Here is a 24,506-nt window from a genome sequence, read left to right as displayed (position 1 = left end):
CAATGAATTTTTCCAGCGACAACATCGAACTGTTTTTGGCGGTGCTCGATCGCGGCTCGTTTTCCGCCGCCGCCCGCGCGCTGCGGCGCGTGCCCTCCGCCGTCAGCATGGCCATCGCCAACATGGAGGCGGAGCTCGGTTTCGCCTTGTTCGACCGTTCTCACCGTGAACCGACGCCGACCGCGCTGGCGCTGGCCCTGGCGCCGCACGCCCGCCTGATCGCCGGGCAGCTCAAGCAGCTGCAGGTGCACGCCATCGAACTGTCCCAGGGGCTGGAGAGCCGGCTTTCGATCGGCGTGGCGTCGGATATCAACGGCGCCGGCCTGCTGGCAGCGGTGAAAACGCTGTCGCAACGTTATCCGCTGCTGAACATCGAAGTGCTCAGCGCGCCGCAGGACGACGTGTTGCACATGCTGCACGAGGGGCGCATCGGCGTTTGTCTGGCGTTCGGCGGGCTGAACGTCAACAGTGCGGAACAGTTCCACTTCGTGGGCGCGGAGTCACTGGTGGCGATGCTGTCGCCGCAGCACCCGGCGCTGGACGGCGCGGCGGGCGAGCTGTTTCTCGAGGATCTGGTCAACGTGCGGCAGATCATGGTGGCCAGTCGCGATCTGCCGATCGGCGATCTGCGTCCCCAGGTGGCGGAGGCTTACTGGCGCACCGACAGCCTGCCGATGGCGCTGAACATGGTGGAAGCGGGTCTGGGGTGGGGCAATTTTCCGCTGTCGTTGGCCGAGCCGCTGCTGGCGCAGGGGCGGTTGGTGCGGCTGAAGTTCAAAAACACCAAGAACGAGCTGCGCTTGCCGATGCATTTGATCTGGCTTAAGAATCGCCCGTTGGACAAAGCGGCGCGCGAACTGGTCGCGCTGATGCGCGAGGCACCGCAGGAAAGCTGACGCCCGCTGCGTTTGCTTACTCCGGGTGGCGTTTACGCCACCAGAAACGCACCAGCAGGATGGCGGCGATCGCCAGCGCGACAAACAGCAGGCTGGATAGCTTTTTGTCGAAGCCGGTAACGAAGCGTTCGATCGCCTGGCCGCCAAAATAACCGAGCATGACGAAGATCGTCGCCCATAAAATGGCGCCGAGGATGTTCAACGGCACGAAGCGCGACGGCGGCAGGCGGCTGGCGCCGATCAACACCGGGCCGATGATGCGGAAACCGTACATGAAACGCACCCCGATAACGAACAGCATCGGGTGGCGGGCGATCAGCCTTCTGGCGCGCGCGATGCGCTTTTCCTGTCCCTTGAGCCGCGAGATGACGCGGCCTTCAAACCGGCGGCCGGCGAAGTACAGCAGCTGGTCTCCCATCATGCCGCCCAGCGCCACCACTGCGATCACCCACGGCCAGTGCAACAGCCCTTCATGAGCGGCGATGCCGCCCAGCAGCGTGATGGTTTCCCCTTCCGCCAGGCAGCCGATAAACAACGCCCAGTAACCGTAGTCCGTAATATAGTGGGCTAAATCGGTCATTCCTTACTCCTTATGTGGCTGACGCATAAGGGCAAGTATACGCCCGATTGCTAACCTTGGGCGATCTGGGCCACCAACGCTCTGCGCCGCTGCAGGTTCTTCGCCATCTGCGCCTGTACCCTGGCGTAAATGTGCGGCGGGGCCAATTCCGGCGTGCCGCCCTCGAACGGCGGCGCCGGGGCGTATTCCAGATAGAGCTGGATCATTTGGGCGGTCTCTTCGCCGTGCAGTTCGGCGATCAGCGCCAGCGCGAAATCGATGCCGGCGGTGACGCCGCCGCCGCTGATCACATTGCCGTCACGCTCCACGCGCGCTGAGCTCGGCACGGCGCCGAACAGCTTCAGGCTGTCGCGCATCGACCAGTGGCAGGCGGCGCGTTTGCCTTGCAGCAGACCGGCGGCGGCCAGGATCAGCGAACCGGTGCACACCGAGGTCAGGTAGCGGGCATCGGCGCCCAGCCGACGGATCTGCTGCATGAAGGCCTCATCTTGCAGCGCCTGGGTGCAGCCGCTGCCGCCCGGCACGCACAGCACGTCGCAGCGCGCGATCTCCGGCAGCGGGCGCAGCTGGGTGAAGTGCAAGCCTTCCGACTCGACATCCGCGCCGTCTACCGAGGCGACGACGATTTCCGCGCCCGGCATGCGGCGCAGGAACTGCAAGGGGCCCGTGAAGTCGAGCTGGGTGACGCCTTGATAGATGGGAAATACAATCACGAGTGATTCAGACATGATATTCGCCTCATTTTTATCGTTGGACCTGGGTCATAATAGCCGCCCTGTTTTTGGCTGATATGACAGATAACCCTCAAAAAGCGCCATCATGAAAACGATCGGTTTTGTGGTTTTTCCCGGCTTTAACCTGCTGGACTTTGCCGGGCCGCTGGCGGCGTTCGATAACGTCAGCCAGTTCACCGACCCGCCGGCCTACCGCTGTGTGGCGATCTCGCCGCAGGGCGGCATGGTCGCCAGCTCGGCCGGGGTGGAAATCGCCACGCAGCCGTGCGGCGACGAGCGTTTCGATACGTTGGTGGTGGCCGGCGGCAGCGGCAACGTGATGGCGGCGCAATCACCGGCGCTGGCGGCGTTCCTGGCCAACCAAAGCCGACGAGCGCGGCGCATCGCCAGCGTATGTACCGGCGCGTTTATTCTGGCGGCCTGCGGGCTGCTGGACGGCAAGCGCGCCACCACTCATTGGTATCACGCGGCGCGGCTGCAGCAGAACTACCCGCGCATTCGCGTCGACAGCAACCGCATCTTCATTCGCGACGGGGATATCTGGACCTCGGCCGGCATCAGCGCCGGCATCGATCTGGCGTTGGCGCTGATCGAAGACGATCTGGGCGCCACCCTGGCGGCGGCCGTGGCGCGGCAACTGGTGGTCTATCACCGCCGCCCCGGCGGGCAGTCGCAGTACTCACTGCTGCTGGCGCTGAATCCGTCGTCGGATCGCATGCGCACCGCGCTGTCGTACGCGCGCGAGCATTTGCATCTGCCGCTGTCGGTGGCGGATCTGGCCGACGCCGCCTGCCTGAGCGAGCGGCAATTCGGCCGGCTGTTCCGCGCCGAAACCGGGCAGACGCCGGCCAAGGTGATCGAGCAGCTGCGGGTAGAGGCGGCCAGAGGGCGTATTGAAGAGAGCGCCGAACCGCTGGAGGCGATCGCCCGCTCGGTGGGGTTCAGCGATCCGGAGCGTATGAGGCGGGCGTTTATCCGCGTATTTGGCCTGTCGCCGCAGGCGATCCGCCGGCTTGGCCGCGCGGGATAACTTTTTTGCCACGCCTGGCGGCGGGGCGCATCAGAGGAGCAACGGATGTATCAGGATTTTGAGAGCGAATTGAGCTGGGCGATGCGCCATATGCCGCGCACCCGGGCGGCGGTGGCGGCGTTGCCGGACCTGCACGGGGTGCGGTTGGCGTGCAATATGCACCTGGATCTGAAAATGGCGCCGCTGGTGGCCGGCCTGCTGGACAAGGGCGCGGCGATCTTTCTGACCACCTGCAATCCCACCACGGTACAGAACGACGTGGTGGCCTGGCTGGAACGGCGGGGCGCGCAGGCTTACGCCTGGCGCGATATGAGCGCCGGCGAATGGTCGGAATCTTTCGATCGCGCGCTGGCCTGGCGGCCGACTCACCTGTGCGAAATGGGAGCGGATCTGACCACCCGTCTGCACCAATTGCCGAACGGCCCGCAGATCGTCGCCGGGCTGGAGGCCACCGGATCAGGCATCAGCCGGTTGAACGGCGTGGCGCCGCGCTACCCGATCTTCAACTGGGACGATCTGCCGGTGAAAGAAGGGCTGCATAACCGGCACATGGTTGGGCTGACCGCCTGGCATACCTTCTTCCAGACCACCCATTTGACGCTGCACGAGAAGCGCGTGCTGGTGATCGGTTATGGCCTGGTCGGGCAGGGCACGGCGGCCGCGGCCAGAGCCTACGGCGGCCAGGTGATGGTGGCGGAAATCGATCCGGCGCGCGCGCTGCAGGCGCGTTATGACGGCTGGCAGGTGGTGGATCTGGCGAGCGCGGTCGCGCAGGCGGACGTTATCGCCACCGCGACCGGCGCGAAAAACGTGCTCTCGGCGCAGCATCTGCAACAGGCGCAGGAAGGCGTATTTATCCTCAACGTCGGCCACGTGGCCGAAGAGATCGATGTCGGCTTCCTCAAGAGCCTGCCGCACCACGAGCCGATGCCTTATGTGAATGCTTACCAACTGAATGAAAAGACGGTCTATTTGCTGGCCAACGGCTCGATGTTCAACCTGACCGCCGGCTATGGCGACAGCCTTAACGCCTTCGACGTCACGCTGGCGGTGATGGCGGCCGGCATCGGCCATATCGTCGGCGCGGGAGCGCGGCAAACGCCGGGGCTGTACCTGTTGCCGCAGTCGGCGTGGCAGCCGGCACTGTAACTTTTTCCCCGCGGGCGTTCATCCCAGAGCACCCGCGGGCTGTACCGATTTTCGGCCGACAGAATTTGTCACAAATCCGCCATACAATCCCAGTGCCAAGCGCTGAACCCTCACATATAATTCGCTGAGTTCAAGCCCCCATTTCAGAGTAATGCCTGTGAAAATACGTGTTTTGGTTCTGACTCTGCTCGCTTTGCAGACGGGCGCGGGCTTTGCGCCGCGCGCGCTGGCCAGCGATAACGCCGCCGCCCTGCACGCCGCCCAGCCGGAGCTGGCTTCCGGCAGCGCGATGGTCGTCGATATGCAAACCCATAAGGTGATGTACGCGCGTAACCCGGATGAGGTGGTGCCGATCGCCTCGATCACCAAGCTGATGACCGCCATGGTCACGCTGGACGCGCACCTGCCGCTCGACGAGATGCTGTCGGTGGACATCCACCAGACGCCGGAGATGAAAGGGGTGTATTCGCGGGTGCGGCTGAACAGCGAAATCAGCCGCAAGGATATGCTGCTGCTGGCGCTGATGTCGTCGGAAAACCGCGCCGCCGCCAGCCTGGCGCACCACTATCCGGGGGGCTACAGCGCCTTCATCAAAGCGATGAACGCCAAGGCCAGGGCGCTCGGCATGACCAATACCCATTATGTGGAACCGACCGGGCTCTCTATTCATAACGTGTCGACGGCGCGCGATTTGACCAAACTGCTGATCGCCACCAAGCAATATCCGTTGATCGGCCAGCTCAGCACCACCACCGAACGCATGGCCAGCTTCAAGGATCCCAACTACACGCTGCCGTTCCGCAACACCAACCACCTGGTGTACAACCCGAAATGGAACATTCAGCTGACCAAGACCGGCTTCACCAACCAGGCGGGGCACTGCCTGGCGATGCGTACCGTGATCGGCAACCGCTCGGTGTCGCTGGTGGTGCTGGACGCCTTCGGCAAATACACCCACTTCGCCGACGCCAACCGGCTGCGCAGCTGGATTGAAACCGGTAAGGTGACGCCGATCCCGGCTGCCGCGCGTGACTATCGCCGCCAAAAAGACGCCCGTCTGGCGAAGAACGACAGCGAATAACCCGCCTGGCGGTCCGCCCGTTTGCGGCGGGCCGCTATCGGCCCTCGGGCCGTCTGATGACAAATCCCCGCTCGCGATCGCCGTCGAAGCCCGCTTTCAGGTAGAGCTGGTGCGCGCCGGTGCGTTGCTGCCCCGACAACAGCATCACCTTGTAACAGCCTTTGCGCCAGGCCAGCTGCAGCGCGTACTCAATCATGGCGAGCGCCACGCCGTGGCCGCGGTAGGGCTCCGCTGTCACCACGTGTTCGATGACGCCGAACGGCTGCGCCTGATGCGCCAGCCCCGGGATCAGCGCCAGCATGCAGGTGGCGATCGGGTATTCTTCTTTCGCCGCCACCACCAGACGGATCGCCGGATCGTCCAACAGGCGTTGCAGGGTACGGCGCGCATCGTCGGCGCGCAGCGGCGCGTCCTGCGGGCGCAGCTCGCGATACAAGGCTAACAGGCCGTTGAGATCGTCCGGCTGCGCCAGGCGATGAATGATGCTCATGGTTGCTCCTTTCCGCCGCTTCAACGGTAATCCGCTATCCTCCATTAATACCACAACGTTTGCCGGAGGGGATGTTATGAGTCAGGTTTCGACCTTTGTCATGTTCCAGGGAGAGGCGCAGCGGGCGATCGATCTCTACAGCCAGGTGTTCGAGCGTTTTCGGCTCATGCAGGTGCAGCATTACGATCCGACGCCGGACGGCCGGCGGTTGATCAAGCATGCGTCCATCGATTTTGATCGGCAGAACCTGGTGTTTACCGATAGCCCGATCAGCCATGACTTCAGCTTTACCCCGGCGGTGTCGCTGTTCATCAACCTGCCTAACGAAGAAGCGTTGGAGCGGGCGTTCCATCGGCTGGCGGAGGGCGGCAAGGTGCTGATGCCGCTTGATGACTATGGCTTCAGCGCCCGTTTCGGCTGGCTCAACGATCGTTTCGGCCTTTCCTGGCAGCTCAATGTGCCGGCGGGCGATCTGCCCTGAGCTCAGCGCGCGGCGTGCAAAAGGGATGGTAGCGCCTACTGTTGTTTCATATGCTTATCGCCATGGCGGCAGGGCTCTCTGCCGTGGGCAATACCGACAACATCATGGAAAGGTGCGCTTTGATTGATTTTGACCGCTATGTTGAGCAAGCGAAGTCTTACGGCGAGTGGCCGGGCGGGCATGTGGACATGTCGTCCGGTTGCGTCGAGGGGTTGAGCTATCGTCTGTATCGGCACGCAGCCGAGAGTGAAGACGCGATCGTGATTTATCACGGCGGCGGGGTGAACAGCGCCGCCGGGTATGACGTTCTTGCGCGCCAGCTGGCCGCCGAGCCGACGCTCGCGGTGTGTCTGGTGGATATCCGCGGACATGGCGATTCCACGGGAGAGCGGGGGACGGTTGAGCGGCCTGAGCGTATTTGGCGCGATGTCGATGTCATCCTGGCGGAAATGCGCCGCCGGTTTCCGTTGGCGCGCAGGCACCTGCTGGGCCATTCGAGCGGCGCCGGCATGTTGCTCAACTACCTGACCCGTTACCCTGGCGAACAGCAGGCGGACAGCCTGATCATGCTGGCGCCCGAGCTGGGGCCATTTTCCGGGATGGCCCGCGATCTGGCGGCGACGGCCCGTTTTGCGCAGGTGCGACAATGGCCGTTTGTCGCCAATGCGCTCAGCGGCGGGCGCTGGTTTGGGCACGTTCGGGCGGTCAGCCTGAATTTTCCCCCGGCTGTGCTGGCCGCCGCCCCCGATTTTGTCTGCCAATACAGCGTCAATATGGCTAACGCGTTGACGCCTCGCGCCCCGGCCAGGCAACTGGCGGCGCTGCGATTACCGACCTTGCTGCTGGCGGCAGCGCAGGATGAGTTGTTCAATGCGCAAGCGATGCAGCGCTTCGTCGAACAGCATGGCAACGCCCAAACCGCCTTTGGTTTGCTTGAAGGCAGCACGCATTTATCGTGCGTATTTGATGCCCATCGCCTTGTCCTTCAACATATCTCGCGTGCGGCCGCTACCGGATCCGATGAGGGGCCGGCGGGCGAGGGGGCTTAACGTCGGCGCGGGGCGGCCATTGCTGGCCTGGCGTTTTCCTCTCTCATCCTATATCCCTGCATGGCGCTTAACCGCTATGCTAAACAAATAATAAATGTGAATGTAAAAGGATGAATCATTTTGGCAGGAAGTAGCTTACTCACTCTCATCGACGACATCGCTTCATTGCTGGACGATGTCTCTTTAATGAGCAAGATGGCGGCGAAAAAAACCGCCGGGGTGCTGGGGGACGATCTGGCGCTCAACGCGCAGCAGGTCACCGGCGTTAAAGCCGACCGCGAGCTGCCGGTGGTGTGGAGCGTCGCCAAAGGCTCGCTGATCAACAAGGCGATCCTGGTGCCGTTGGCGCTGCTGATCAGCGCCTTCGCGCCCTGGGCGATTACGCCGCTGCTGATGGTGGGCGGTGCCTACCTGTGTTACGAAGGGTTCGAAAAGGTGTTCCACAGCCTGAGCCCCGGCAAGGCGGCGCAGGAGGAGACATCGGACGGGCCCGGCGCCAATGAGGATGCCGCGGCCTATGAGAAGCGCAAGGTGAAAGGGGCGATACGCACCGATTTTGTGCTGTCCGCCGAGATTATCGCCATCACCTTGGGCACGGTCGCCGGCGCCACCTTCAGCCAGCAGGTGATCGTCTTGTGCGGCATCGCCGTCGTGATGACGCTCGGCGTGTACGGCATTGTCGCCGGCATCGTCAGGCTGGACGATCTGGGGCTGTATCTGAGCCGCAAAGGCAGCGCGTTGGCGCGCGCCATCGGCAGCGGCATCGTGCGCGCCGCGCCTTATCTGATGAAAACGCTGTCGATCGTCGGCACTGTCGCCATGTTTATGGTCGGTGGCGGTATTCTGACCCACGGTTTGCCGCCGGTGCATCATCTGTTCGAAGACTGGGCCTCGTACACCACTGTGGTGCCGACGTTTGGCCATCTTTTGCAGGGGGTGATCCCGGCGCTGTTGAACGTGGCGTTCGGACTGGTGGCCGGCGGTGTCGTGCTGGCGGTGGTGTCGGCGCTGGGCGCCGTGCGCGCGCGTTTCAAGGCTTGATGAAAAGTCCCGCCCCGGGAGGGGCGGGACGTATCAGACGAATTAAAAGATCAGTTTGAGAACGCCGGTAATCGTCAACAAACCCACGATGAAGATGATGGCGACAATCCACAGAATAATTTTCATTGGCTTCTTCCTTACCGGTTAAAGGTGGGGCGCGATTGGCGCTAACTTAATGAAATCATTCTTCACTATAGACGCTATCTCTCTATCGTGCGTCGTCATGCCTTCACGGGCGGCGCTTGTCGCCCGCGCCCAGCGCGCGCTGCATAATCTGCGTGTCGCGCCATTCCCCCAGCTTGAACCCCACCGCTTTTAACGTTCCTGCACTGGTGAAGCCGAGTGACTGATGCAAGGCCAATGAGCCGCGGTTGGCGGCGGAATCGCCGACGATCGCCAGCATCTGGCGCCAGGGGCCTTGTTCGCAGCGGGCGATCAAGGCGCTCAGAAGCGCTCTGCCGATGCCTTTACCCTGTTGCCCTTCGGCGATGTACACCGAGTCTTCCACGGTAAAGCGGTAAGCCGGCCGGGGGCGATAAGGCGTGGCATAACAGTAACCCACAATGACGCCTGCGCTTTTCGCCACCAGCCAGGGCAGGCCGGCCTCCCGCACCTTGCTCAGGCGCAACTGCATTTCCGCCAGCGTCGGCGGCTGCTCTTCAAATGAGGCCGCGCCGTACAGCACGTGCTGGGTGTAAATACGCAGCACGGCGGCCATATCGTCCGGCGTGGCATCGAGGAGGCTGAGTACGGGGGTGGAGAGCGTTGTCACGTGTCTGTTTACCTTGAAAATCAGCGGATAAACGCCATTATGCGCGCTGCTCGTCGCCGGGATAAATCGGGTTTTCTTATGGTGAGATAAGAAAAGGCGATGATGAGCGGGAAGGGGCTCTTTGGGGAGAGCCCCTGAGGCGGTTTGCCTGGCATTACCAGCCTTTCACCGCGCCGCCGTTGAAGATTTTTTCGGCGGCTTTGGCCACTTCATCCGATTCATAGGCCTTGATGAAGTTCTGCACGTTCGGCGCGTCCTTGTTGTCTTCGCGCGTGACGATGATGTTGGTGTACGGCGAGTCTTTATCTTCGATGAAGATGCCGTCTTTGGTCGGCGACAGGCCGGTTTGGTTGATGTAGGTGGTGCTGATGACGGCGACGGTGACCTTCGGATCGTCCAGCACATGCGGCAACTGCGCGCCTTCCAGCTCCATGATCTGGTAATGATGCGGGTTGGCGCTGATGTCCAGCGCGGTAGGCAGCAACCCTTTGCCAGGCTTCAGGCTAATCAGCCCGGTTTTTTCCAGCAGCAGCAGGGCGCGTCCCAGGTTGGTCGGATCGAGCGGAATGGCGATCACCGCCCCGTCCGGCAACTCTTTCAGCGATTTTATCTTTTTGGAGTAGCCGGCCATCGGGAAGACGAAGGTATTGCCGACCGCCACCAGCTTATAGCCGTGATCTTTGTTTTGCTGTTCGAGGAACGGGCGGTGCTGGAACACATTGGCGTCCAGTTCGCCTTTGTCGGTGGCGTCGTTCGGCAGCAGCGAGCCGCTGAAACCGACCAGTTCGACGTCCAGCCCGTATTTCTCTTTCGCCACCTGCCTGGCGACTTCTGCCACGTCCTGTTCCGCGCCGTTGATGACGCCGACTTTGATATGGTTTTGGTCGGTTTTTTGATCGCAGCCCTGAAGCGCCAATACGGCGGCGAAGGCCGCCGCCAGAGGGGTGATATGCCAGCGTAAGGTCATCGAACTCTCCCTGAAAAGAACAATAAAATCAGTTGGTTTTTGTTCTTACAGCTAAGCCTGAACCGCCGATGAAGTCAAACGCTCGTTCAGCATAAACGGCTATAGCTTATAGCCGTTATGCGATGGGGGGATTATCGGCTGAGCGAACGCAGCACCACGATGCCCGGCGTGGCCATCACGTAATCCATAAAGGGTGAATCGACGACCTGCATGTTGGCCTTGCGCGATGAGGCGTTGCGCAGCACCGGGCCGTTGTCGGTCATGACGAAGATGCCGGTATGGGTCACGTCCAGCCCGGCGAGGTTGGTGTAAATGCCGATGTAGTCGCCGGTGCGCAGCTGGGCCAGCACCTTGTCGTCGACGCGGTCGCTGGGAATGTAGGTCACGCTGCGCTGCACGACGGGCAAGCCGGGCAGGTAGCTGCCGCCGTCGGCTTTCTGATTGAGGTTTTTCACGAGGCTGACGGCGTGCGGGCTGAGCTGGGCGGTGATGTCTTCGGCCACTTTTTTCGGCCGCTGCGCCCAGTCGGTGAAGAAGTGTTTGCGCTGCGGGAAGGCGATTTTGCCGTCGACATAGCGGATGTCCACCAGGCGCTGAACGAACTCGGCTTCGCTGCGGGCGGTGCTGAGCGCTTCGACATAATCGATGTAGGTGAAGCAATCCAGCCCGCGGAAGTCGATCACCAACTGCTCGGGCGTGCTCTGCGAACCGATCAGGCGGTTGGCGAGATAGGGCGTGCCGAGGAATTCGCGCGAAATCAAATCGACGGTGCGGCCATGCGGCTGCGCGGCGGGCCAACCGGCGCGCAGTGCGAGGATCTCACGCAGCTTGCTGCGGGTGCTGTCATCCATCTGCGGTTGCAGGTTCGGCGGCGAAACGGCGGCGTCGGTCGGCGGCGTTGCGGGGGTTACGGCGGTGGGGCGATCGGCGCATCCGCTCATGGCGATAGCTAACATCAGTAAAACAGCCTTGTTCTTGTTCATATGGCCCTCCATGGGTGTCGCTGGTTTATCAGAGTAAGTGATAACAGTTCTCATCCGATGGTAGGGGTTAAAAAGTAAACATAACCTCAATGGCAATCGATAAATCAGTAACCGATTTCGCTATTGAACGGCAAATACCAGAACAGCGCGATTTCGTGATCGGCGATCTCCGGTTCGGCGCGGTACAGCAAGCGATCGATGCCGCCGAGGATAAACCCATAGTGCTGGTAGCAGCGGCAGGCCGCCAGGTTGTTGTTCTGCGTTTCGAGCATCATACCTGAGGTTTCCTGCTGCCGCGCCCACTGTTTGGCGCAGTCCAGCAGCGCCCCGGCGATGCCCTGGCGGCGCGCGTCAGCGCTGACGGCGATCTCGTCGATCAGGGTGTAGCCGTTCCAGTTTTTGCTCAGCGTGATGTGGCCAACGGCGTCGTTCTGGCGATAAGCCAGGAAGGTCACGCTGTCTTCGTTGGCGAACGGCGCCAGGGGATAGCGTTTGCGAAACGGCGCCACCGGGCGGGTTGGCCAGCTGTCCACCGGGCTGTCGAACTGCGGCAGGGCGTAACAGGCGATGGTGAAGCTGAAATCGCCGCGGGCCAGATAATCGTCGGGCAACGTCTCAATGGCCGCGATGCGGATGGCCGGGTTCATTACGGCAGCTCCCGCAGCAGACGCGCCGGGTTGCCGGCGTAGATCCCCTTGCGGGTGATGTCGCGGGTCACGACCGCCCCGGCACCGATCACCGCGTCGCTACAGATCGTCACCGCCAGGATCGTGGCGCCGGAACCGATGGACACCCGATCGCCGATGCAGGTGCGCCCCCAACTGGCCGGATCGGCGTTGGGCGCGCCGTCCCGGAACAGATCGTTGGCGAAGGTGACGCCGTGGCCGACAAAGCACGCTTCGCCGAGGGTAACGTATTCGCAGATAAAGCTGTGCGACTGAATTTTACTGCGCGCGCCGATGCTGACGTGGCGCTGGATCTCGACGAACGGGCCGACGAAGACATCGTCGCCGAGCCGGCAGCCGTAAAGATTGCAGGGTTCTACCACGGTGACGTTGCGCCCGGCGTCGACGTCGACGATCCCCGCCTGGCGGGTGATGATAGCGGATGACATAACCTTCCTCACAGCCTGGGTTTAATGGGGGGAGTATAAGACAAAGCGCCGCGCCTTTCGCTTTCCGCACGTTTTTTCGCCAAAAGACTATAATTAGTACAGGGGAGAGAGCCCCGTGGCCGCAATCCTCGCACGGGTAGCTGTCCGTCAGAGGTGTGAAATTCGTTCGCCGATCGCGGCCTACGGCGAGATAGGAGGTGTTTCATGGTCAGTCATGTTTGGGGACTTCTGGCGCATCCCAGCGCCGAGTTCGAACAGATCAAAAGCGAGAATGAAAGCGTCTCGCACCTATACACCCATCACGTGTTGCTCTTGGCAGCAATCCCGGTGGTCTGCGCCTTTATCGGCACCACCCAGTTGGGCTGGCTCTCCGGCGAGGGACATGCCATCAGGCTCGACATGTTTACCGCGTTTTATACCGCCGTGGCGTTCTACCTGCTGATGCTGGCAGGCGTAGCGGCCATGGGGAAAGTCATTCACTGGATGGCGCGGCGTTATGAATCGCGCCCAAGCCTGCATCGCTGCATGGTGTTCGCCGGCTACGTGGCGACCCCGATGTTCCTCAGCGGGGTAGTGGCGCTTTATCCGGTCGTCTGGCTGTGTCTGTTTGTCGGCATTATCGGCCTGTGCTATTCGGGCTATCTGCTGAATCTGGGGATCCCGCACTTCCTGAATATCGACAGTAAGGAAGGGTTCATCTTCTCCAGCTCGACCTTCGCCATCGGCATTCTGTTGCTCGAGCTGCTGCTTGGGGTGACGGTGCTGCTGTGGGGGTACGGTTCCTGGTTGTTCTGAGTTAACGGTTGTTGTTATCGCCCCCGCGCCGGTGGAACGGCGCGGGGGTTTTTGTTTTTAGGCTATGCGCGGCGGAAAACCAGCATCACGCCGAGCACGATGCCCGCCATGCCCAGCAGGCTCAGCGCGGCCAGCGTGTGGCCGAGCAGCAGATAATCCAGCAGGGCGGTGACCGCCGGGATCAGGTAGAACAGGCTGGTCACCTGCACCAGGTTGCCGCGCTGGATCAGGCGATACAGCAAGAACGTCGCCAGCACCGAGATCACCACCGCCATCCACAGCAGCGGCAGCACGAACTCAGGCCGCCATTCGACCCGCAGCGGCTCAAACGGCAGTGCCAGCGTACACATCAATAATCCGACGGCATACTGCAGCGGCAACACCGCCAGCGGCGGCTGCGTCATGCCCTTTTGCAGCAGGGTGCCGGCGGTCATGCAGCCCAAGGCGATAAAGGCGAACAGCATGCCGCTCAGCGAGAAATGGGCCACCATCAGGCTTTGGTACACCACCAGCGTCAGCCCCGCCAACGCCAGCGCCAACCCGAGCGCGCGCAGCCCGGCGCAGCGCCGTTCGGTAATGAACTGGGTCAGGATCGGCTGTACGCCAAGCAGCGTGGCCAGCACGCCGGGGGTAATGCCCCGTTCGAGGGCCAGCAGATAGCAGATCTGATAGCTGCCGATCATCAGCACGCCGATCAACGCGACGCGCCGACGGGTGCCGGCGGCGGGCAGGCACTGGCGCTGCCACAGGCCGATGGCCAACAGCACCGCCAGCGCGATGGCGCAGCGGAAGAACAGAAAAGCGAAGGCGGAGGCGTGCTCCAACCCCCAACGGGAGAAGATCGCGCCGCTGCTCCAAAGCAGGACGAACAGCGTAGCCAGGCCGGCATTGGCCCAGAGAGAAGGTAATCGCATATCAATTTCACCTGTCGTGAAAATTACAGGCTCCGGCGCGCGCGGCGGTCTACGCCTGAACGCAACAAATCAACATAAGCCGGAGGTAAAAAGTCGGTGTGGCTTAGCGCACGACCACAAGGCGTGGCGGGTAAGCGGCAACCGCGGAAACGACAGAGAAAACGGCGGGTGGAGCGGAGGAAGCACACAGCAAAACGACGGCCGGAACGGTCGCGTTTGTCGGATCTGTGCTGTGCGCCAGGTAGGTCATGTGAGTTCCTGAAAACCGTGAATGAAACCAATCGCTTCAAACATAGCCAAGTTCAGCGTGGCGTGCAACCGAAAATCACAGAATCATAAATGATAATGAAAATCATTATCATTAAATTAAAGGTGTGCTATGTTGCTGCAAAAACGCAGTTTTAACGCCAGCGCGAGGCGCAAGGGGGTAGGCTCCCCGCCGCCGCTTCCCGTCATGCGTGCGGCAAGAGACTTTACGATTCGTTTTTGCAGAGGGCGCGCAATCGTGATAAAAATATTGATATGTTATAATGTAACAATTAACGCATGATGTATTCAGCTCACGACATCCTCCATGTTGATGGGGTTAGCCTGACCGGCCACGGCGGGGCCTCGATACTCGACAACATCCATTTCACGCTGCGCGCCGGTGAGAAGCTGGCGGTTATCGGCCCTAACGGCAGCGGCAAATCCAGCCTGTTGCGCACGCTGATCGGCGAAACGCGGCCGGACAGCGGCGAGATTTACTGGCGAGGGCGCGCTTTGTCCGGCTTGTCGGCGGCGGAACGCGCCAGAAGCATCGCCTTTCTGGCGCAAAACGATCTGCCGGATTTGCGGCTGTCGCTGGAGGACTATGTGGCGTTAGGGCGTTTGCCGCATGGCGAACGGCTCGCGGCGGGAAAACGCATCGTTGACGAGATCATCGGGGAAACCGGTCTGGCGCCGCTCAGGCACCACCCGTTGGGGCGGCTCTCGGGCGGCCAGCGTCAGCGCGCTGCGTTGGCCCGGGCGTTGGCGCAGTCTCCCGACCTGTTGTTGTTGGATGAGCCGACCAATCACCTCGATCCCCCCGGGCGTTCGGCGCTGCTGTCGTTAGTAAAACATAAAGCTATCGCCGTGATTGCGGTGCTGCATGACCTGCCCGTGGCGGAGGCGTTCGCCGATCGGATCCTGGTGCTCAACGAAAGCCGCCAGGTGGCCTGCGGCTCGCCCGCGGCGGTGTTGCAAACCCCGGTAATTCTGCCGGTGTTCGGCATGCACAGTTTCAGCGTGGCGCATCCCGTCAGCGGGAAAACGCTGCGTATTTTTGAAGTTCCCCATTGCGCTTGATAAACCAGAGAGAAACATGAACATACGCGTATTCCCCTTGCTCCTGCTGTTGGTCGGCGGAGCGGCAGCGGCTAAAAAATTTCCCGTCACCGTAGAAAGCTGCGGGAAGCCGATCACCTTCAATCAGGCGCCGCAGCGCGCCGTCATCAACGACATCAATATGGCCGAGATGGCCTTTGCGCTTCATCTGCAGGATCGGATCGTCGGGCTGACCGGCATCACCGGCTGGTACAAATTGACGCCTGATTTCAAGGCGGCGATGGGCGCCATTCCCGAACTGGCGCCGAAGTATCCCGCTCTGGAAACGTTGCTGGCGGCGCAGCCGGACTTTTTCTTCGCCGGTTGGAATTACGGCATGAAGATCGGCGGCGACGTCACGCCGGAGACGCTCGCGCCGTTCGGCATCAAAACGCTGGTGCTGAGCGAGAGCTGCGTACAGGCCGGCGGCCGGCCGCAGAAGGCCGATATGAACCTGCTTTATGACGATGAGCTGAAGCTCGGCAAGATTTTCGGCAAGCAGCGAGAGGCCGCTGCGCTGGTTGAGGGCTGGCGCCGCCGGTTAGCCGCGCTGCCCGCCAGACCGGCGGGTCAGGCGCCGCTCAAGGTGTTCGTGTATGACTCGGGAGAAGAGAAGCCTTTTACCAGCGGTAAATACGCCATGCCGACGGCGATTGTCGAAGCGGCGGGCGGCCGCAACGTGATGGACGGTTTGGCGGCGAGCTGGACGACGGCATCCTGGGAGGCGGTGGCGGCGGCGGAACCCGACTTCATCATTCTGCTGGATTACCAGACCGGGTCAGGCGCCGAGGCGCTGCGGCGTTTCCTCGAGTCTCATCCGTTGATGAAGTTGACGCCTGCGGTACGGCACCATCGTTATCTGAAACTGCAGTATGCGGAGCTGACGCCGGGGCCGGCCAATATCGGCGCGGTGGAAAAGCTGGCGCGGGCGCTGTACGCGCCGGAGGCTGAATGAACTCGCCGACACGGCGGTTTATGGTGCTCGCGCCGCTGGCGCTGTTGACGTTGTGCGGATTAATGGTCTGGAGCCTGCAATTGGGCAGCGTCGCGCTGTCATGGCGGCAGGCGTTGGCGGCGTTAGGGATAGGTTCGGCGCCGCTTTCCGGCATGCTGGACACTATCGTCGTGCAACTGCGCGTGCCTCGGGCCTTGTTGGCGGCGTTGACCGGCGCCGGGCTGGCGATGACCGGCGCGCTGCTGCAGACCACCACCCGCAATGAGCTGGCCGATCCTTTTTTGTTTGGGCTCTCCTCCGGCGCCGCTGCCGGCGCGGTGCTGGTCATCACGCGCTTCGGCGATGCGCTGGGGGCGCTGACGTTGCCGCTGTCCGCTTTCGTCGGCGGCATTCTGTCCGCGTTGGCGGTGATGATCCTGTTTCGCGTCAGCCGGGTCAGGCGCGCCGAGCAGCTTATCGTCTGCGGCCTGGCGGTCTCATTTTTGTTCAGCGCGCTCACCAGCTATCTGGTCTTTTCCGGCGATCAGCGGGCGGCCGGTTCAGTGTTGTTCTGGTCGCTGGGCGGCTTGGGGTTGGCGCGTTGGGATAATCTGTTCATTCCGCTGGTGAGTTTCGCGCTGCTGGCCGGGTTTACGGCGCTGCGTTGGCGGGCGCTGGACGCGCTGCTGGCGGGTGAGCAAACCGCCCATTCGATGGGCGTCAACGTGGCGCGCCTGCGCACCGAGACCTTTTTGTGCTGCGCATTGTCTACGGCGTTTCTCGTTTCGCTGACGGGCGTGATCGGTTTTGTCGGGCTGATGGTGCCTTATCTGGCCCGGCGCCTGGTAGGTGTGCGCCACCGCTTGTCCGTGCCGATGTGCGGCCTGCTGGGGGCGATGCTGCTGACCGGCGGCGACATGCTCAGCCGCAGCCTGATCCCCAATCAGGAGCTGCCCATCGGCATCATTACGGCGGGGCTGGGGGGCGCGTTCATCGTCTCCTTGCTGCTGCGCGCGGAGCGGTGAACGCCGCCCTGTCTCAATAGAGTTCCAGGTGCAGCCGCTGCTGTTCAATCAGCGTCTGCCACAGGTTTTCCGCCCCGCAGGCTTGCTCCAGCGCCGTCGCCACGGCATGTTCCAGATACTGACGATTGCCGCACAGGTAGACATGCGCGCCCCGTTGCAGCAGGCCGCTGACGGCATCGGCGTGATCGTCGATGGCGTGTTGCACGTAATACTTGTCGGCGTCGCGCGAGAATGCCGTGATGAGCCGTGTGAGTACGCCCGTCGCGTTCAGCGTGACCAACTCCTCGCCATACAGGAAGTCTTCATCGCGCCTTTTCTCACCGAAGATCAGGACGGTTTCACGCCGTTCGCCCTGGGCGGCCATTTCGCGCAGTAAGCCAATCAACGGTGCGATGCCGGTACCGGTACCGATAAGCAGCACCGGCATGGCGGTGTCGCGCGGCAGGTAAAAGCCGGGGTTGGCGCGGCAGAAGAGGCGGAAAGGGCCGGGGTGCTTGAGCAGCCAGCCGGTCGCCGTGCCGCGCCGCGTGCGGCCGCCGCGTTCATAACGCACGTCGCGCACGCACAGATCAAGGCTCTCTTCCCGCGTTGCCGAAGCGATGGAGTAGGCGCGCGGCAGGCAAATGGGCAGCAGCGCCAACAGGTTCTCCAGCGTGATCGCGTGCGGCGGGCAAAAATCGTGCAGCACGTCCAGCAGATCGGCGCCGTACAGATAACTCTCCAGGGATTTGCGCTGACGGATCTTGAGCAGGCTTTTGAGCTCTTCGCTGTCGGCCAACTGCGCCAGTTCGCGCAGCGTCGTTTTGCTGATCTGGCGCAGCTCCCGGCGCCGCAGCGCGTCGATGGCCTCCGGCCTGCCGAGCCACTCTGCCAGCCGGATCAATAATCCTTCGTCGTTCTCCGGCAACAGATAGACGGTATCCCCTGCCCGGTAAACGATGCCGCTGCCGGCGATATTCAGCCGCAGATGCCAGGCTTGCGGCGTGCGTGCGCTAAGCGGCCGCCGTTCGAGGAGGGCGGCGTTGAACGCATGGTCTTCACCGTAGGCGGTCACGCGCAGATGCAAATCGCGGCCCGCCTGGGCATCGCCGGCCAGCACCTTATCCAGCGTCGTTAGCCAGGTGGTGAAGAACCGTTCGACGTTAACGTCGGCGTCAACGCGATTGATGATGGCACGGGCGCCGTATTGCGTGAGGCGCGCATCCAGCGCCTGGGTAAACCCGCAGAAATGCGGGTAAGCGGTGTCGCCGAGACCGAAGATGGCGTAGCGCAACCGGTGGCGATCCGGCCATTGCGCCAGCGCGTCGGGGAAACGTTCGGCGTTGGCGGGCGGTTCGCCGTCGCCAAATGAGCTCGAGACAATCAACAGGGCGTCGCGTTCGCCCACATCGGCGGGCTGGATGGCGTTGAGTTCTTTAACGACGGGGCGGTAGGGTTGCAGGCTGCTTTGCTCGCCCAGGCGCATCGCCAGCGCCCGGGCGTTGCCCGACTCCGAACCGTAACCAATCAGGATGCGTTCGATAATGTCGGCCATAGCGGTTACTTGTCGTAGTGGTTGTCGAACTGTTCTTTGGCGAATTCCACCGATTCGAAGTCGGTCATCAGATCGTTAATTACGCGGCGGATGCTGATATAAGCCTCGATATTGCCTTGGGCGTCATACAGCGGTTGCACCGTGGTGTCGACCACGTACAGCACGCCGCCCTTGCCGACGTTCGGGATGATGCCGGTCCAGATGCCGCCCGCCTTGATGGTGTCCCACATTGCTTTGTAAACGGCTTTCGGCACGGAAGGGTGACGCACGATGCTGTGGGGCTGGCCCACCAGCTCTTCCCGGGAAAAGCCGGTCAGTTGGCAGAACAGGTCGTTGACGTAGGTGATGGTGCCCTGCAGATCGGTGGTGGAGATCACCATCACTTTATCGAGCGCGGCCAATAGCTGGGCGGAATCGAGGGTCTGACTCATGGTAGGTTCCTTCTCATTAAGTTCGCGGTGAATGCCACGGCGGATGTCATGTATCCGTCACGACAGCTTTGTAATTAATTCTCATTTGCGATGAATGGTAATCGGGAATTTTATAAGTTGCAATAAAAATGCATCTTTATGAGCGGAAAGGTCACGACGAGGCGGGCAGGGGCGGTGAGGCCCGCGCCGGGTGGGCGGCGGGCCGATTGTGCGGCGTTTAGCGGGGGGCTTCGGCCCAGCCTTTGCGTTTGCTGGTTTTGCCGATGCCGGGGTTGAAGCTGTTGGTCGGATCGGCGGTGCGGTAGAACGCTTGCAGATCCGGTTTGGCGTGGTACAGGTGGCCGACGTTATGCTCCGCCGGGTACTCGGCGCCGCGCCGGTTGAGGATCTCGAGCATCTTTTCTTTCAGTGCATGGCTGTCCACGCCTTTTTTCACCACGTAGTCCTGGTGGAAGACGTGGCACATAAAGTGGCCGTAATACAGCTTGTGCACCAACTGACTGTCGATTTCCGGCGGCAGCGTTTCGAACCAGTCGGTGTCGTTGCGGCGCAGGGCGATGTCCAGCGCCAGAATATCCTCCACCTTGTCGGCGTGCACCGCGTGGTAGCGCACGGCGGCGCCGGCGGCGGCGAAGCGGTGCAGGAAAGCCTTTTTGCCCTCGTCAGGCGTGCAGGCGAAGAAGGCACCTTCGGCCTGGGCGAAATAGTCGGTCAGGTAGCGCTGGGCCTCTTCCACGCCGGGGCCGGCCATCTTCAACAGCAGATGGTGTTCGAAACGTTCACGGTATTCCTTCATGCGTTTCGGCAGGTGGCTCGGCGCCAGATGGCTCAGGCCCTGCATCAGCCGATCGGTCAGGTTGTGCGGCAGCAGCGGCAGCTTGTTGAGGCTGGCGTCCATGCGGCCTTTCAGGGTGAAGAAGCGCGGCATCTGATCGGTGCCGAGCTTGTCGATCATCATGAAGGTGTCTTTGCCGTACACCTCGGCGATGTCGAAGATATCGCGGTGCATATATTCTCCGGCCACCGGCAGGTTTTCGAACTGGCTCAGCATGTGGCGGCGCAGTTCGGTCAGCACCGCGGTGTCGTTGGTGCCGATATAGAACACCTGCTCTTTGCCCTCTTTCTCGAAGGTGTCGAGCCGCACCGCGAACACCGCCAGTTTGCCGGCGCAGCCGGAGGCTTCGTACAGGCGGCGTTTGTCGGCGTTGAAGCGGGAAGGGGTGTCGGCGTCGACGTCGCGCACCCGGCTGGCGTACTCGTTATCCGAGGCGCGCAGCTCGCCGTATTCGACGTCGCTCGGGCGATAGTCGCCTTTTTCCAGCCGGGTGAGGATCTCTTCCGGCGTGTCGCCAAGCCGGATGCCCAGATGGTTCACCAGGCGCAGCTGGCCGTCTTCCCCTAACTGGGCGTACAGCGCCATTTCGGTATAGGCCGGGCCGCGTTTCACCAGCGAGCCGCCGGAGTTGTTGCACACGCCGCCGATAACAGAGGCGCCGATGCAGGAAGAGCCGATCACCGAATGCGGTTCACGGCCGTAGGGCTTGAGCAATTTCTCGAGGTGGTGCAGGGTGCTGCCGGGGAAGCCGACCACCTGCTTGCCGTTGTCCAGCACCTGAATATGGTCGAGGCGCAGGGTGCTGACGATGACGATGTCGCGATCATAGTCGTTGCCGCTGGGGGTCGATCCTTCGGTCAGGCCGGTATTGGCGGCCTGCATGATGACGATTTTGTCGGCGGCCACGCAGGCCTGCAAAATGCGCCACAGCTGCAGCAGGCTGGTGGGAAACACCACCGCCAGCGCCAGGCCTTCGCCGGAGCGGAACCCCTTGCGATAGCGCTCGGTGTTGCGATCGCCGGTCAACAACTGCGGGCCGCCGACGATGTCCTTAAGCTGGTTGAGAAACGCCTGATTGCCTGACTGCATGCTGCCTGTCTCCCTGTCATCCCCGTCGCTTTAACCGCGGCGCCGGAGTGTCGCGCAGTCAGCTAAGAGGCTATCAATTAAATAACTTATCAAGTCATTAGCTTATTAAGCTAATGACTTGCGGATTTAGTAGCGTTCGGCGTAACCGGCCCGACGCTCTTCGTCGCGCAGCGTCAGGATTTCCACGCCGTCGGCGGTGACCGCTACGGTGTGTTCCCACTGCGCCGACAGTTTTTTGTCGCGCGTCACCACCGTCCAGCCGTCTTTCTTCTGCTTGATGCGGCGGTCGCCCTGATTGATCATCGGCTCGATGGTGAACACCATGCCTTCCTGCAGCGCCATGCCGCTGCCGGGTTGGCCGTAGTGCAGCACCGCCGGCTCTTCGTGCATGTCGCGGCCGATGCCGTGGCCGCAATACTCCCGCACGATGCTGTAGCCGGCCTGCTCGGCGTGGCGCTGGATGGCGTGGCCGATATCGCCCAGGGTGGCACCCGGTTTCACCGCGCGAATGCCCTGCCACATCGATTCATAGACGTTGTTCACCAGCCGTTTGGCCAGCGGCGTCACCTGGCCGATGCAGTACATCTTGCTGGAGTCGGCGATGTAGCCGCCGTTTTCCAGCGTGATGTCCACGTTGACAATCATGCCGGAACGCAGGATTTTGCTGGCCGACGGCACCCCGTGGCATACCACGTCGTCGATTGATGTGTTGAGCACATAGGGGAAATCATACTGCCCTTTGCTGGCCGGGCGCGACTTCAGTTCTTCGACGATAAACGCCTCGGCGCGGTCGTTGATCTCCATGGTGGAGATACCTTCGACGATGACCTCATCGAGCATAGCAAACACTTTAGCCAGCAGAGCGCCGGAATGGCGCATTTTGGCAATCTCTTCCGGCGTTTTAATCACAATCTGTTTCACCCGACAATCTCCTTCAGCGTCAGCGCATTATCTTTCATCATTTTTTTTACCAGTTGCGGGTAGGTCAGTTCCGGATGGAACTCCGCCAGCATGCCGATCTTGATCCAGTACTCGGCCTGCGCGTTGATCGAACGCGTCATGGTCAGGCTGGCGAGGCGCAGATCGTCATGCAGCGCGTCCGAAATTTTTACGATGCCCATCGGCGTCTCCATAAATGAACGATATACGAAGTGTATACGTTTTGGATGGTCGCGATGTGGCATTCTGTGGCGTAAGAAGATTCTGGCAACAACGATTGCCGCCGCCAGGCAATGCGTTTATTGTGATGAACGACTTTTTTGCCATGATTTTTCAGAAGGATTTAAGGCGTGACTAAACTACGTGTTGGGGTGATTTTTGGCGGTAAATCGGCGGAGCATGAGGTGTCGCTGCAGTCGGCCAAAAACATTGTGGATGCAATCGACAAAGAGAAGTTTGACGTCACGCTGCTGGGGATCGACAAACAGGGGCAGTGGCACATCAACGACGCCTCCAACTACCTGCTCAACGCCGAGAACCCGGCGCTGATCGCGCTGAACCGCTCGAACAAGAACGTGGCGCTGATCCCGGGCCAGGAAAAACAGCAGCTGATCGAAGCGGGCAGCGCCGGCGCGCTGGGCCAGCTCGACGTCATCTTCCCGATCGTGCACGGCACGCTGGGGGAAGACGGCTCGCTGCAGGGGCTGCTGCGCATGGCCAATATGCCGTTCGTCGGCGCCGGCGTGCTCGGCTCGGCGGTCAGCATGGATAAAGACGTGACCAAGCGCCTGCTGCGCGACGCCGGGCTGGCGGTGGCGCCGTTCGTCACCCTGACGCGCGCCAACCGCGCCGGGTTCACGTTTGAGCAACTGAGCGAGCGCCTCGGCCTGCCGCTGTTCGTCAAGCCGGCCAACCAGGGCTCGTCGGTCGGGGTCAGCAAGGTGGAGAACCGCGCCGAGTTTGACGCGGCGGTGGCACTGGCCTTCAGTTTCGATCATAAAGTGCTGGTGGAGTCGGCGATCGTCGGCCGCGAGATCGAGTGCGCGGTGCTGGGGAACGACGATCCGCAGGCCAGCGTGTGCGGCGAGATCGTGCTGAGCGACGCTTTCTACTCCTACGACACCAAATACATCAATGAGCAGGGCGCTCAGGTGGTGGTGCCGGCGGCGATCGCGCCGGAAGTGAGCGACCACATCCGTGAGGTGGCGCTGAAGGCGTTCCGCGCGCTGGAGTGCTTCGGGTTGGCGCGGGTGGATGTGTTCCTGACGCCGGATAACCAGGTGGTGATCAACGAGATTAACACGCTGCCGGGCTTCACCAACATCAGCATGTATCCCAAGCTGTGGGCCGCCAGCGGCGTCAGCTACCAGGCGCTGATCACGCGCCTGATCGAATTGGCGCTGGAGCGCCACCAGCAGGATCGCGCGCTGAACAGTTCGGTGTTCGATCGCTAAACGCGGCAGGGGGCGGCGGTGCCGCCCCCGTCCATCACTTCACCGTCACGTCGATATCGCCGAAATACTTCTTCGACAGCGCCGTCACCGTGCCTTGTTGTTTCACTTTGGCGATGGCGGCATCCAGTTTCTTCTTCAGCGCCTCATCCCCTTTACGCAGGCCGAAGGCGATGCCTTCACCGAGGATCTTGTCGTCGCGCACCGCCTCGCCGACGAAGGCGAAGCCTTTGCCGTCCGGCTGTGACAGGAAGCCGCTTTGCCCCGAGGGCGCCATCACCAGCGTGGCGTCGAGCCGACCGGCCGCCAGATCGAGATACACCTGATTCTGATCCTGGTAAGACACCACATCCACGCCCGCCGGCGCCCAATGGGTTTTGGCGTAAATCTCCTGAATCGAGCCTTGCAGCACGCCCACGTGTTTGCCCGCCAGCGCTTTGGCGTCCGGCAGCAGGCCGCTGTCGGCCTTGGCGATCAGGCGGTTCGGCACCTGATAGATGGCGTCGGTAAAGGCGATCGCCTGGCGCCGCTGTTCGGTCACGTTCATCGCCGAGTTGATGGCGTCGAACTTGCGCGCCTGCAGCGCCGGGATCAGGCTGTCGAACGAGGTTTCCACCCAGCTGCATTGCAACTGCGCGGCGGCGCACACCGCGTCGCCCAGTTCAATGTCGAACCCTTCCAGTTTGCCGCTGGCGGATTTGGATTCGAACGGCGGATACAGCGCTTCCAGACCGAAGCGCAGGCTGTTTTCCGCCGCCAGAGAAGAGCCGGCGGCCAGCAGGCATCCGGCGGCGAACAGCGTTTTCAAAGCTTTCATAGGCAGTGCCCCTTTCCCATGGTCGGAC

At 61.9% G+C, this 24,506-nt stretch carries 28 protein-coding genes; 12 read left to right on the top strand and 16 right to left on the bottom strand.

What is annotated here, in order from left to right; all coding sequences use genetic code 11:
• The first annotated feature begins 2 nt into the window (after window positions 1-2).
• Window positions 3-896, top strand: a complete 894-nt coding sequence (locus tag ACJ8PE_RS07485) for a LysR family transcriptional regulator (RefSeq protein WP_033642264.1) — start codon at window positions 3-5, stop codon at window positions 894-896.
• Between the two features lie 16 nt (window positions 897-912).
• Here ACJ8PE_RS07485 and ACJ8PE_RS07480 read toward each other — a convergent pair whose 3' ends face one another.
• A complete protein-coding gene (locus tag ACJ8PE_RS07480) occupies window positions 913-1,476 on the bottom strand; it encodes a DedA family protein (protein WP_015377041.1) in 564 nt (187 codons plus the stop codon).
• 50 nt (window positions 1,477-1,526) lie between these two features.
• Window positions 1,527-2,204, bottom strand: coding sequence for a DJ-1/PfpI family protein (locus ACJ8PE_RS07475; protein WP_442536738.1), 678 nt, complete (start codon window positions 2,202-2,204; stop codon window positions 1,527-1,529).
• A gap of 91 nt (window positions 2,205-2,295) precedes the next feature.
• On the opposite strand from ACJ8PE_RS07475, the gene ACJ8PE_RS07470 reads away from it, so the two are divergent.
• From ACJ8PE_RS07470 to pbpG, 3 genes are all read left to right on the top strand, one after another.
• Window positions 2,296-3,240 carry a GlxA family transcriptional regulator gene (locus ACJ8PE_RS07470; RefSeq protein WP_033642266.1) on the top strand — a complete coding sequence of 315 codons (945 nt, stop codon included), beginning with the start codon at window positions 2,296-2,298 and terminating at the stop codon, window positions 3,238-3,240.
• Between the two features lie 45 nt (window positions 3,241-3,285).
• Window positions 3,286-4,389, top strand: coding sequence for an adenosylhomocysteinase (locus tag ACJ8PE_RS07465; protein ID WP_442536737.1), 1,104 nt, complete (start codon window positions 3,286-3,288; stop codon window positions 4,387-4,389).
• A gap of 151 nt (window positions 4,390-4,540) precedes the next feature.
• Window positions 4,541-5,470 carry a D-alanyl-D-alanine endopeptidase gene (gene pbpG, locus ACJ8PE_RS07460; RefSeq protein WP_047572272.1) on the top strand — a complete coding sequence of 310 codons (930 nt, stop codon included), beginning with the start codon at window positions 4,541-4,543 and terminating at the stop codon, window positions 5,468-5,470.
• A gap of 34 nt (window positions 5,471-5,504) precedes the next feature.
• On the opposite strand, the gene ACJ8PE_RS07455 is transcribed toward pbpG, so the two are convergent.
• Complete coding sequence (locus ACJ8PE_RS07455; protein ID WP_033652381.1) at window positions 5,505-5,960, bottom strand: GNAT family N-acetyltransferase; 456 nt, start codon at window positions 5,958-5,960, stop codon at window positions 5,505-5,507.
• A gap of 76 nt (window positions 5,961-6,036) precedes the next feature.
• On the opposite strand from ACJ8PE_RS07455, the gene ACJ8PE_RS07450 reads away from it, so the two are divergent.
• From ACJ8PE_RS07450 to ACJ8PE_RS07440, 3 genes are all read left to right on the top strand, one after another.
• Window positions 6,037-6,441 carry a VOC family protein gene (locus ACJ8PE_RS07450; RefSeq protein WP_033652382.1) on the top strand — a complete coding sequence of 135 codons (405 nt, stop codon included), beginning with the start codon at window positions 6,037-6,039 and terminating at the stop codon, window positions 6,439-6,441.
• Window positions 6,442-6,524: 83 nt separating this feature from the next.
• Window positions 6,525-7,490 (top strand): alpha/beta fold hydrolase, encoded by a 966-nt coding sequence (locus ACJ8PE_RS07445; RefSeq protein ID WP_273873206.1) that lies wholly within the window; start codon window positions 6,525-6,527, stop codon window positions 7,488-7,490.
• Window positions 7,491-7,610: 120 nt separating this feature from the next.
• Window positions 7,611-8,531, top strand: coding sequence for a DUF808 domain-containing protein (locus ACJ8PE_RS07440; RefSeq protein ID WP_197793568.1), 921 nt, complete (start codon window positions 7,611-7,613; stop codon window positions 8,529-8,531).
• 42 nt (window positions 8,532-8,573) lie between these two features.
• On the opposite strand, the gene ACJ8PE_RS07435 is transcribed toward ACJ8PE_RS07440, so the two are convergent.
• The 6 genes from ACJ8PE_RS07435 to ACJ8PE_RS07410 all read right to left on the bottom strand — a co-directional run bounded on the left by ACJ8PE_RS07435 (window position 8,574) and on the right by ACJ8PE_RS07410 (window position 12,367).
• Entirely contained in the window at window positions 8,574-8,657 is an 84-nt protein-coding gene (locus tag ACJ8PE_RS07435; protein WP_016928643.1) for a membrane protein, read from the bottom strand.
• 103 nt (window positions 8,658-8,760) lie between these two features.
• Complete coding sequence (locus ACJ8PE_RS07430; RefSeq protein ID WP_197793566.1) at window positions 8,761-9,303, bottom strand: GNAT family N-acetyltransferase; 543 nt, start codon at window positions 9,301-9,303, stop codon at window positions 8,761-8,763.
• A 154-nt stretch (window positions 9,304-9,457) separates the two neighbouring features.
• Complete coding sequence (locus ACJ8PE_RS07425; RefSeq protein WP_197761457.1) at window positions 9,458-10,270, bottom strand: MetQ/NlpA family lipoprotein; 813 nt, start codon at window positions 10,268-10,270, stop codon at window positions 9,458-9,460.
• A gap of 131 nt (window positions 10,271-10,401) precedes the next feature.
• A complete protein-coding gene (locus ACJ8PE_RS07420; protein WP_033642273.1) occupies window positions 10,402-11,253 on the bottom strand; it encodes a DUF1460 domain-containing protein in 852 nt (283 codons plus the stop codon).
• Between the two features lie 104 nt (window positions 11,254-11,357).
• Window positions 11,358-11,900 carry a GNAT family N-acetyltransferase gene (locus ACJ8PE_RS07415; RefSeq protein ID WP_033652386.1) on the bottom strand — a complete coding sequence of 181 codons (543 nt, stop codon included), beginning with the start codon at window positions 11,898-11,900 and terminating at the stop codon, window positions 11,358-11,360.
• Window positions 11,900-12,367 (bottom strand): acyltransferase, encoded by a 468-nt coding sequence (locus ACJ8PE_RS07410; protein WP_069100124.1) that lies wholly within the window; start codon window positions 12,365-12,367, stop codon window positions 11,900-11,902. The genes ACJ8PE_RS07415 and ACJ8PE_RS07410 overlap by 1 nt, the downstream gene beginning before the upstream one ends.
• 204 nt (window positions 12,368-12,571) lie before the next feature.
• On the opposite strand from ACJ8PE_RS07410, the gene ACJ8PE_RS07405 reads away from it, so the two are divergent.
• Window positions 12,572-13,162 (top strand): Yip1 family protein, encoded by a 591-nt coding sequence (locus ACJ8PE_RS07405; RefSeq protein WP_019453944.1) that lies wholly within the window; start codon window positions 12,572-12,574, stop codon window positions 13,160-13,162.
• A 62-nt stretch (window positions 13,163-13,224) separates the two neighbouring features.
• On the opposite strand, the gene ACJ8PE_RS07400 is transcribed toward ACJ8PE_RS07405, so the two are convergent.
• The gene (locus ACJ8PE_RS07400) at window positions 13,225-14,076 is read right to left on the bottom strand and encodes a DMT family transporter (RefSeq protein WP_197793564.1); all 852 of its coding nucleotides are present in this window, start codon (window positions 14,074-14,076) and stop codon (window positions 13,225-13,227) included.
• 546 nt (window positions 14,077-14,622) lie between these two features.
• On the opposite strand from ACJ8PE_RS07400, the gene ACJ8PE_RS07395 reads away from it, so the two are divergent.
• The 3 genes from ACJ8PE_RS07395 to ACJ8PE_RS07385 are packed head-to-tail and all read left to right on the top strand — an operon-like array spanning window position 14,623 to window position 17,382.
• A complete protein-coding gene (locus tag ACJ8PE_RS07395) occupies window positions 14,623-15,405 on the top strand; it encodes an ABC transporter ATP-binding protein (protein WP_197793561.1) in 783 nt (260 codons plus the stop codon).
• Between the two features lie 16 nt (window positions 15,406-15,421).
• Window positions 15,422-16,378 (top strand): ABC transporter substrate-binding protein, encoded by a 957-nt coding sequence (locus ACJ8PE_RS07390; RefSeq protein WP_197761453.1) that lies wholly within the window; start codon window positions 15,422-15,424, stop codon window positions 16,376-16,378.
• Entirely contained in the window at window positions 16,375-17,382 is a 1,008-nt protein-coding gene (locus ACJ8PE_RS07385) for a FecCD family ABC transporter permease (protein ID WP_033652390.1), read from the top strand. The genes ACJ8PE_RS07390 and ACJ8PE_RS07385 overlap by 4 nt, the downstream gene beginning before the upstream one ends.
• A 13-nt stretch (window positions 17,383-17,395) precedes the next feature.
• Here the strand turns inward: ACJ8PE_RS07385 and ACJ8PE_RS07380 are convergent, their stop codons facing one another.
• From ACJ8PE_RS07380 to ACJ8PE_RS07360, 5 genes are all read right to left on the bottom strand, one after another.
• Window positions 17,396-18,916 carry a flavodoxin domain-containing protein gene (locus ACJ8PE_RS07380; RefSeq protein WP_404768998.1) on the bottom strand — a complete coding sequence of 507 codons (1,521 nt, stop codon included), beginning with the start codon at window positions 18,914-18,916 and terminating at the stop codon, window positions 17,396-17,398.
• Window positions 18,917-18,921: 5 nt separating this feature from the next.
• Complete coding sequence (locus tag ACJ8PE_RS07375) at window positions 18,922-19,347, bottom strand: PAS domain-containing protein (protein ID WP_023447580.1); 426 nt, start codon at window positions 19,345-19,347, stop codon at window positions 18,922-18,924.
• Between the two features lie 217 nt (window positions 19,348-19,564).
• The gene (dld, locus tag ACJ8PE_RS07370; RefSeq protein WP_197793554.1) at window positions 19,565-21,271 is read right to left on the bottom strand and encodes a D-lactate dehydrogenase; all 1,707 of its coding nucleotides are present in this window, start codon (window positions 21,269-21,271) and stop codon (window positions 19,565-19,567) included.
• A gap of 126 nt (window positions 21,272-21,397) precedes the next feature.
• The gene (gene map, locus ACJ8PE_RS07365; protein WP_197793552.1) at window positions 21,398-22,192 is read right to left on the bottom strand and encodes a type I methionyl aminopeptidase; all 795 of its coding nucleotides are present in this window, start codon (window positions 22,190-22,192) and stop codon (window positions 21,398-21,400) included.
• Window positions 22,189-22,392, bottom strand: coding sequence for a ParD-like family protein (locus ACJ8PE_RS07360; RefSeq protein ID WP_006324220.1), 204 nt, complete (start codon window positions 22,390-22,392; stop codon window positions 22,189-22,191). The genes map and ACJ8PE_RS07360 overlap by 4 nt, the downstream gene beginning before the upstream one ends.
• A gap of 168 nt (window positions 22,393-22,560) precedes the next feature.
• Here ACJ8PE_RS07360 and ddlA point away from each other — a divergent pair, with 168 nt between their 5' ends.
• Complete coding sequence (gene ddlA / locus ACJ8PE_RS07355; protein WP_015377061.1) at window positions 22,561-23,664, top strand: D-alanine--D-alanine ligase; 1,104 nt, start codon at window positions 22,561-22,563, stop codon at window positions 23,662-23,664.
• Window positions 23,665-23,698: 34 nt separating this feature from the next.
• Here ddlA and ACJ8PE_RS07350 read toward each other — a convergent pair whose 3' ends face one another.
• Window positions 23,699-24,478: an ABC transporter substrate-binding protein gene (locus ACJ8PE_RS07350; RefSeq protein WP_033633826.1), complete on the bottom strand. Its 780-nt coding sequence runs from the start codon at window positions 24,476-24,478 to the stop codon at window positions 23,699-23,701.
• Window positions 24,479-24,506: the final 28 nt, after the last annotated feature.

It is taken from the genome of Serratia sp. CY74737, from assembly GCF_052166775.1.
GTDB classification, from domain to species: domain Bacteria; phylum Pseudomonadota; class Gammaproteobacteria; order Enterobacterales; family Enterobacteriaceae; genus Serratia; species Serratia ureilytica.
Note: the sequence above shows the minus strand (reverse complement) of the source record. Positions and strands in the feature narration are given on the sequence as shown.